The 7198-nt window shown below is 59.7% G+C and carries 10 protein-coding genes and 2 pseudogenes; 6 read left to right on the plus strand and 6 right to left on the minus strand.

Annotated elements, in window-relative coordinates:
* Positions 1-8: 8 nt before the first annotated feature.
* The 3 genes and pseudogenes from BLL52_RS01625 to BLL52_RS01635 all read left to right on the plus strand — a co-directional run bounded on the left by BLL52_RS01625 (position 9) and on the right by BLL52_RS01635 (position 1666).
* Positions 9-380 (plus strand): hypothetical protein, encoded by a 372-nt coding sequence (locus BLL52_RS01625; protein ID WP_075585001.1) that lies wholly within the window; start codon positions 9-11, stop codon positions 378-380.
* 105 nt (positions 381-485) lie between these two features.
* Positions 486-707 (plus strand): annotated as a pseudogene (locus tag BLL52_RS01630) (Bax inhibitor-1 family protein); the annotation flags it as partial.
* A gap of 2 nt (positions 708-709) precedes the next feature.
* Positions 710-1666, plus strand: a complete 957-nt coding sequence (locus BLL52_RS01635; protein ID WP_139313265.1) for a YcjF family protein — start codon at positions 710-712, stop codon at positions 1664-1666.
* 130 nt (positions 1667-1796) lie between these two features.
* Here BLL52_RS01635 and BLL52_RS21185 read toward each other — a convergent pair whose 3' ends face one another.
* The 6 genes from BLL52_RS21185 to BLL52_RS21680 all read right to left on the minus strand — a co-directional run bounded on the left by BLL52_RS21185 (position 1797) and on the right by BLL52_RS21680 (position 5844).
* Positions 1797-1997 (minus strand): sodium:calcium antiporter, encoded by a 201-nt coding sequence (locus BLL52_RS21185; protein ID WP_241838952.1) that lies wholly within the window; start codon positions 1995-1997, stop codon positions 1797-1799.
* 111 nt (positions 1998-2108) lie between these two features.
* Positions 2109-2465 (minus strand): sodium:calcium antiporter, encoded by a 357-nt coding sequence (locus BLL52_RS21190; protein WP_241838953.1) that lies wholly within the window; start codon positions 2463-2465, stop codon positions 2109-2111.
* A 146-nt stretch (positions 2466-2611) separates the two neighbouring features.
* Complete coding sequence (locus tag BLL52_RS01645) at positions 2612-3139, minus strand: hypothetical protein (RefSeq protein WP_241838954.1); 528 nt, start codon at positions 3137-3139, stop codon at positions 2612-2614.
* Positions 3140-3422: 283 nt separating this feature from the next.
* Entirely contained in the window at positions 3423-4256 is an 834-nt protein-coding gene (locus tag BLL52_RS01650; protein ID WP_075585004.1) for a metallophosphoesterase family protein, read from the minus strand.
* Positions 4253-5287, minus strand: a complete 1035-nt coding sequence (locus tag BLL52_RS01655; RefSeq protein WP_075585005.1) for a diacylglycerol/lipid kinase family protein — start codon at positions 5285-5287, stop codon at positions 4253-4255. Before BLL52_RS01655 ends, BLL52_RS01650 begins: the two co-directional genes overlap by 4 nt.
* Positions 5288-5709: 422 nt before the next feature.
* Entirely contained in the window at positions 5710-5844 is a 135-nt protein-coding gene (locus BLL52_RS21680) for a hypothetical protein (RefSeq protein WP_264568195.1), read from the minus strand.
* A 22-nt stretch (positions 5845-5866) separates the two neighbouring features.
* Between BLL52_RS21680 and BLL52_RS01660 the strand changes: the two genes are divergently transcribed.
* The 3 genes and pseudogenes from BLL52_RS01660 to BLL52_RS01670 all read left to right on the plus strand — a co-directional run.
* Positions 5867-6268 (plus strand): FKBP-type peptidyl-prolyl cis-trans isomerase, encoded by a 402-nt coding sequence (locus BLL52_RS01660; protein WP_241838956.1) that lies wholly within the window; start codon positions 5867-5869, stop codon positions 6266-6268.
* A 137-nt stretch (positions 6269-6405) separates the two neighbouring features.
* A pseudogene (locus BLL52_RS21195) lies at positions 6406-6687 on the plus strand (glutathione S-transferase N-terminal domain-containing protein); the annotation flags it as partial.
* 233 nt (positions 6688-6920) lie between these two features.
* Positions 6921-7198: DUF4372 domain-containing protein (locus BLL52_RS01670; RefSeq protein ID WP_139313264.1), on the plus strand; the 278-nt coding region annotated here is incomplete at its 3' end.

Genomic DNA, 7198 nt, shown 5'->3' on the forward strand with positions numbered 1-7198 from the left:
ACACCTCTATGTGGATTTCCTCTTCTTTTCGCGGCACTGTCGCTGCTGTCATTGCATTGACTGTTGCCTCGCTCGCAGCTCCTTCGCTGGCGCACGCCAAGCGCTTTGGTGGCTCCAAGTTAGCTCCTACCAGCATCAGCAGAACCCCTGCCACGGCACCTGCTGCTGCCGCAAAGCCTGCTGCAGCCCCCACCGCTGCCGCGGGCTCAGGCCTAGGATCAACGCTGGGCGCTGTCGTGGTTGGCGGTGTGGCGGGAACCATGGTCGGCAGTGCGCTGGCCGGCAGCATGTCGCCGGACAAGGACACCACCAAAGCCAAGGAAGCCGAAGCTGCCACAGTAGAAAAAGAGGCGCAAGCTGCCCGCGCATCCGTCGGGTAAACAACCCAAGCAGGCAGGGCCAAGTCCAATGCGCTTGCTCGCTTGATTCATTCAACATCTAAAGGCGACATCATGAATGACAACATTCCAATCTACGGCTCTCCCGCGGGCGCTGCCAATGTATTCCTCCAGTCGGGTGCCCTGATGATCACGATCGCCGTGCTGGCCGTCGGCATCTTCACGGCGTTCATCCTGCATGACCAGAAGCGTGTGCGAGACGGTCTGGAAACCAACTACATCACCGCCACGCTGGGCGTCTATCTAAGCCTGTTCAACGTGTTTCAGGCACTGCTGCTGCTGGGTATTGGCGCAGGGCACGAGGAATGAACCTGCCTTCTGAAGAAACCCGGGCGATCCTCGCGCTGTGCCTGCTGGCGTCGTTTGCCGACGGTGAGAAGCATGAACGGGAGCGGGAGGAAATCAAACGCGTCGCGCAAAACTTCTCGCATGACGACATGGTGCATCTGTCCACGCTTTACCAGGACGTGCTGATGCAGCGAGTCACCCTGCCCGATGTGGTTAGTCGGCTGCAGAGCACCGAAGCAAAACGGCTGGCCTATGAGATGGCGGTCTGCGTGTGCGACGCAGATGGCACGCTGTCGCACGCCGAACAGAACTTTCTGACCAAAGCCAGGGTGGCGCTCGGCCTTGACGCGGGTGCAGCTGCGGCCTTTGTGCAGCAAGCACAGTTCATCGCCGCAGAGCCGGTGTCTGGTGGGCTAGTCGCTGGTGCCGGCATTGGGGCTGCAGCCAGTTCGCGTGTCGCGGCTGACGTAACGGAACTCGACAATGCCATCCTCAAGGCAGCCGTCGTCAACGGTGCACTAGAGCTGCTGCCAGAGACGCTGTCAACCATGGCAATCATCCCGCTACAGATGAAGCTGGTCTGGCGCATTGGTAAGGCCTACGGCTTTGAGTTGGACAGCGGACACGTCAAAGATTTTCTTGCCACCGTTGGCGTCGGGTTAACTTCACAGTACTTGGAGCAGGCCGGCCGCAAGCTGCTGGGCGGGCTGCTGGGCAAAATAGGTGGCGGCATGTTGCGTGGCGTGGGCCAGCAGGCCGTGAGCACAGGCATGAGCTTTGCGACCACCTACGCGCTAGGCCAAGTCGCAAAACGCTATTACGCAGGCGGGCGCACGCTGTCCACGCAGATGCTCAAGGACACCTATGCAAGCACCCTACAGGAGGCACAAGGGCTGCGCACCCGATACATGCCCGACATACAAGCCAAGGCGAAGACGCTGGATGCAAGCAGCGTGCTTTCGATGGTGCGCGGTGCGTGAGATCGCGCAGGGCGGCGAGAAGTGCCTTGGGGCGGCGCACGCTTTGGGTTCTTAAAACGTAAAAGCACACCCGCATGGGCATCGACAACAATAGCGTGCAGTTTCGATTTTTTGCCAGATGGTGGCCTGACTAGAACCAACCACCGTCCAGGTCGCCCGACACTAAGCCTGACAAGGCCAGACAACCCAGGATATTGAAGGTGTCGCTGCCGACGACGTTGCCCACCGCGATATCGCGTTCGCCCTTGATCGCGGCAGTGACGCTCGTGGCCACCTCGGGCATGCTGGTGCCAGCGGCGACGATGGTCAGGCCGTTGACGAGGTCGCTCACGCCCATTGCCTTTGCGAAAGCGCCCGACGCTTACACCAGATCGTCCGAGCCGAATACCAAGACACCCAGGCCAACGGCGATCAGGCCGATCTGAGCCGCTCAATGGCTGTCCTAGGCGCGAGCCCTAGTTGGCTGTATTGCTTCAGAAAATTCGTCCTTGGCGGCCTGCGTTTCGCGGCGCGACTGCACGACCAGAAACATGGTGTAAGCCAGCAGCAGCAGGCTTGCGCCCAGCAGGATCGGCACCTCCTGCCGGATCAACTGGATGTTGACTACTGGCGGCGCTATCAGGGCGCTGATACCCACTATGAACAGCACATTGCAGATGCTGCTACCGACCACGTTGCCGACGGCGATGTCGGTGTTGCCATCGAGCACGGCGCCAACACTTACTGCCACCTCAGGCGCACTGGTGCCCAGGGCAACGATGGCGAGTCCAACAACGAGCGGGCTGATGCCGAACGACATCCAGTATTGACGCGTTGCGCGCCAACGTGCTTGCGTCAATAACCAGCAGGATGAGCCCGCCGCAAAACATGAGCAAATTCATGACCGGGCACCGCAGCTACTACCGTCCACCCATCGCAGGGCGGTCAGTCAGAACAGCATCCCCGTCATGCCGCCGCCGGCCGGGCCGGTTGAGGACCAGAGCCGCCACCGCTGCGGCGCCACATCGCAATGAGCAGGTGCAGCCCTACGCCCAGCACGACAAGCAGTGCGCTGCCAAGCGCCCACAATACCCAGGTCGCCATGGTCAGACCGCCAGCCAGTGCCGGCGCGGCTTGAAGCAGACTCTCGAATGTCGGCGCTAGGCCCGACAGCATCGAGGTCATCGCCCGCGCGATCTCCGGTGGCACCCAGGGGGGGAGCCACTCCGGCAGGCTAATGGCCTCGACGCCCGACGCAGCGCCTGTCAATGTGCCTGCATTCGAGACCGTCCACACGGCAATGGCGTTCACCGCCCAGGCTGCCAGGGACCAAAGTGCAAGAAGGCTAAAGATCAAAAACCAGCTGAGTGCGTAAATCATGATTAGTTCGTCTTGGTTGGTTAGTAGAAGATGACAGTGTTGAACACTTTTAGATTCGAATAAACCAGTGCAAAGGGGAAAGATACTTCTGTTTTCCCGATAGGAGATCAGCATGCTGAACTACCCCGCATGCACTACTTTTGCGTTGTCACCAAGGAAGGCGGCTTGGGCCGCGTCGCCAAGCGGCTGGACAAGGCGGTGCCGACCGGTCGCGCATCATGGCCTTGAGAGGTTTGACAGCTGGACTTTGCCTCCGATACAGACTCAGCAAATGCAGACTTCCTGTGAGTTTCAAGTCGGCAACTAAGAAGCATCCGAATTGACGTCCACGCCGTACTGCACATCACGCGGGCAGGCGGATGATGTGCCACGCCTTGTCGTCGGCACCGCCATGCGATCAGGCGCGCTCTGGCCGTGCGCTTGTGACCGCAGTGCGCACGAACACTTGATCGTGGTGCGCCAAGTCCCACCGCTCGATGAGGCAACACTCTCCTGATTCCGACCCGGTCTGTGCTTGGTCATTACGCGCGTCGGGCGCATCACCCCATCGCAGGACATTTACCGAGTTGGGCACCCCAGAACGTGTGCGCGACGAGACCGCAGTGCCGGCCTGGACCACCCACAGTCGCCGCGCCAACCCGTGCAACGCAAGCGTGTAGGGCAGATGAATGTGGCCACCCATCACCAAGTCAGCCCCGGCTGCCGACCAGACCCGCGTGGCGGCACAGTGTCCGCGTAAAAGGTTGGTTCGATCCCCCGCTTGGGTCACGGCTGCTGGCTGATGCACCACCACGACGCGCAACTGCCGTGGGCGAGCTGCGCTCAGCAGATTTGCCACGCGATCAATCTGTGCTGTGGACACCTCCCCGTTCTTGTGCCGCCATGCGCGTGTGGTGTTGACGCCAACGATCAGCAGATCCTGCGAGGAGTAACCGGGCTCGAGATCGGACCCAAACACCGCTGCGTAGCCAGCGTACGGCCGGGTCAAACGCGCCCACACATCAAACAATGCAATGTCGTGGTTGCCGGGGATGGCTAGCAGCGGCGCACCCAACCGGTCCACGAACGCCTTTGCCGCGCGAAACTGGGCTGGCCGTGCCCGTTGTGTGATGTCACCTGACAACACGATCACATCTGGGCGCTGCTGAGCTGCCAGGGCGACCACAGCCTCAACCACCTGCGGCTGTTCGGTCCCAAAGTGGGTATCGGAAATATGGAGCAGCACACTCATGCTCCAACCCCTGGCGCGTCTGCCGTGCCCGCTGCTCCAGTCGCTTTGAGCAGGTACAAGGGCTTGTCGAGCACACGAATATTGATGGGCGCACGCATCAGTGCTACCTCACCATCGAACGCCACCATGAGCTCTCTGCGCCCAGGTGCCAGCGTGGGCTTCACCACCATATTCTCAAACTCGAAGCCCTCCACGCCGGCAGCCTCCCCCAGACTGCCCATCGCCCCATGCAGCATCAGCCCGATCATGGACAGCGTGCTGATCGGTCGGAGCATGAGCGCGGCCAGGGTGCCGTCGCCGGGTGTGCCGGCCAAGGTGTTGGTCGGCTCTGCACCGAACTGTTGAAGCTGCAGTCGGTTGTTGCCCACGAAGAGCGTCAAAGTCTTTACGTCGCGAAACGTGGCGCCGACGTCGATGCGCAAGCGCAGCCGACGCCGCGTGCGCAGCAGCGTCGCACAGGCTGCCAGCAAGGCTACCCAGCGGCTGCGTCCAAAGCGGGCCTTGAAGGCCTCGCGATCCTGCAAAAGTTCGGGGTAGGCGCCCAGGCTTGCATTGACCAGGAATACCCGGTCGTTAATGGCCGCCACCTGCACCGGCATCGGGCGCCAATCCAGAAGCAGCCGCACCGCTGCCGCTGGCTCCGTCGGTATGCCGTGGGTTCTGGCAAAGTAGTTGAAGGTACCGTAGGGAATCACGCCCATTGCGCATCCGGCTGCGTGCGCAGCCTGGGCCACGGTGTTGAGACTGCCATCGCCGCCTACAGCGATCACCGCCGTACCGCGTGCCGCTGCCGCAATCGCGGCCTGCGCGGCCACCCGCGGCAGCTCGCCAGCTTCGCAGGTCAACAATTCGCACTTGCGCCCACGCGCCGCCAAGGCGGTTTCGATAACGGTACGCTTTGAATTGACGTCAATGGCACCCGCAGATGCGTTGATAACGAACAGCAGCGCAGACTCAGGATCGAGGCGAGGGGCCGAAAGTGCGAAGCGCTGCGAGCTTTCGGCTCCTGAATTGTTGACGCCAGCAACCATCAGCGATCTCTCAGCAGATCGCTAAAGGATGAGTGCTCGGCGTTGCGCCGAGGGCGAGCTCCACATAAATGGCGTTGGCGGTTCGGGTGTTGGGCATGGTATGTAGTTTCGGCAAGATGCAGCGATAGGAATTTAACGGATCGCAGGGAGCGCGAGCCGACGCCGCAAGCGCTCGGCACAAGATTCTGCGCCAAAGCCATGTCGTGTGTTCAGTATTTTCTGATGTTGGCGGTCTGTAAAGGCTGCTATTTCAGAGGCGGTCTCACAGCCCTCACTGCCTCTGTCCCAAAACAGATGGCTATCCGCAATGTGGCAGCATGACACCCCCCCGATGACGCAAGATTTCGACTGCGACGAACCTACGGCAGACTGACATGAACTGCTTTCTTGGGGTGAACTCACCGGTAGGTGCGTGCCACCTGCTAAGTTTCGGATGCATCTGACTGCTTGCGCTCCCACTCAATCTGGGATTCGATCTCCTCTTCTGCTTCAGAGCGCTCATGTTCGATGTTGTAGACCGCGCGCACTGAAACATAAGCGCGGAACTGGAGCCGCATGCAGTGGTTCAGACCTTATGTCATGCGCCAGACCAAAACTTTGTTTTTGAGCCCACGGAACAACATTTTCCCCAAAGTCGAGTCTGCGCTTGGTGGGCAGGCAGTGGGCTTTTCCGTCGTGTTGGAGTTGCAGCCAGTTGATGCATTTGGGGACTGTGAGGATCATCTGGTTTGCACCATTCCGAAGAGTGAATTTCCACCGGGCATCAAGGTGGGCGGTTCACTGCAGGGGCGCGGCAATGACGGTCAGCCACAGATATTCAACGTGGTCAAAATAAAGGGCCCAGAGGTGGATCTTGACGACAACCACGCTCTGGCTGGCAAGGCCATACGCTTTTCATGCAAAGTGACCGGGGTTCGCGCAGCCACTGCCGAGGAGATCACGCACAAGCATGTGCACGGTGAACATGGGCACCAGCACTGAACTGAACTGAATTTTGCCTTTGGTCTGAGTGCACGAAAACGATCACATCAAGTCACGCACGCCCCTTCAATATGGACACCACCAAGCGAGACCGGTACCGTTGCCGTGCGGGGAAAATCCTACATCTGTAAAACTCCATGATGGCTAACCCGCTGATGTATACCTATCGCCGCTGTCCCTACGCTATGCGGGCGCGCATGGCGGTGTTGGTAGCCGGTGTCGCATGTGATGCATGTGAAATCCAATTGCGTGACAAGCCCGCAGAATTATTGGCTCTGTCGCCAAAGGGGACGGTTCCGGTCCTGCATCTACCAGATGGAAGCGTCATCGAGGAAAGCTGGGGCATCATGCGGTGGGCTCTTTCTACGCTAGACCAAGATGGATGCTGGAGCCGGGTGCATATTCCTGGCAATAAAGCCAGCCAATCCGACTCAAAGATGCCACTGATTCCGGTGACGACCGTGCCAGTCATTCCGATTCAAAAAAGGAACCCGTGGGTTCTCACATCACCAGTAGTGTCCCAACGTTGTCTTGTCGGAACGTTGTAAGCTCTTGATTTGGTTGTTAAATTTGGTGTTTGAGTCTGGTCTCGATTTGAACGTCATGGTGCGTCAGACTGTCGGTTTTTTGCGGATTCCCGCCCCAAACCGTCATGCACAAAGGCACGCTCGTATTTGCGCAACTCATGCTGTACCTTCCACTGAGCACGTTTCGTCGCTGTGTGGCCGATCACAACGGCGAACACAAGGTCAAGGACTTCTCGTGCCTGGACCAATTCTTCGCCATGGCATTTGCGCAGTTGACCTACCGCGAGTCCTTGCGCGACATCGAAGTCAACCTTCGCGCTCAGGCTCGGCGGCTGTACCACATGGGCTTTCGTTGTCAGACGATATCGCGCAATACGCTGGCCAATGCGAACGCGACACGCCC

Source organism: Rhodoferax antarcticus ANT.BR (assembly GCF_001938565.1).
GTDB classification, from domain to species: domain Bacteria; phylum Pseudomonadota; class Gammaproteobacteria; order Burkholderiales; family Burkholderiaceae_C; genus Rhodoferax; species Rhodoferax antarcticus.

Coding starts and splice junctions, on each gene's coding strand:
- BLL52_RS21190 (WP_241838953.1), bottom strand. CDS start 2,465: ATGTCGTTCGGCATCAGCCCGCTCGTTGTTGGACTCGCCATCGTTGCC.
- BLL52_RS01650 (WP_075585004.1), bottom strand. CDS start 4,256: ATGAGTGTGCTGCTCCATATTTCCGATACCCACTTTGGGACCGAACAG.
- BLL52_RS01655 (WP_075585005.1), bottom strand. CDS start 5,287: ATGGTTGCTGGCGTCAACAATTCAGGAGCCGAAAGCTCGCAGCGCTTC.
- BLL52_RS01660 (WP_241838956.1), top strand. CDS start 5,867: ATGCGCCAGACCAAAACTTTGTTTTTGAGCCCACGGAACAACATTTTC.
- BLL52_RS01625 (WP_075585001.1), top strand. CDS start 9: ATGTGGATTTCCTCTTCTTTTCGCGGCACTGTCGCTGCTGTCATTGCA.
- BLL52_RS21680 (WP_264568195.1), bottom strand. CDS start 5,844: ATGCGGCTCCAGTTCCGCGCTTATGTTTCAGTGCGCGCGGTCTACAAC.
- BLL52_RS01645 (WP_241838954.1), bottom strand. CDS start 3,139: ATGCTGATCTCCTATCGGGAAAACAGAAGTATCTTTCCCCTTTGCACT.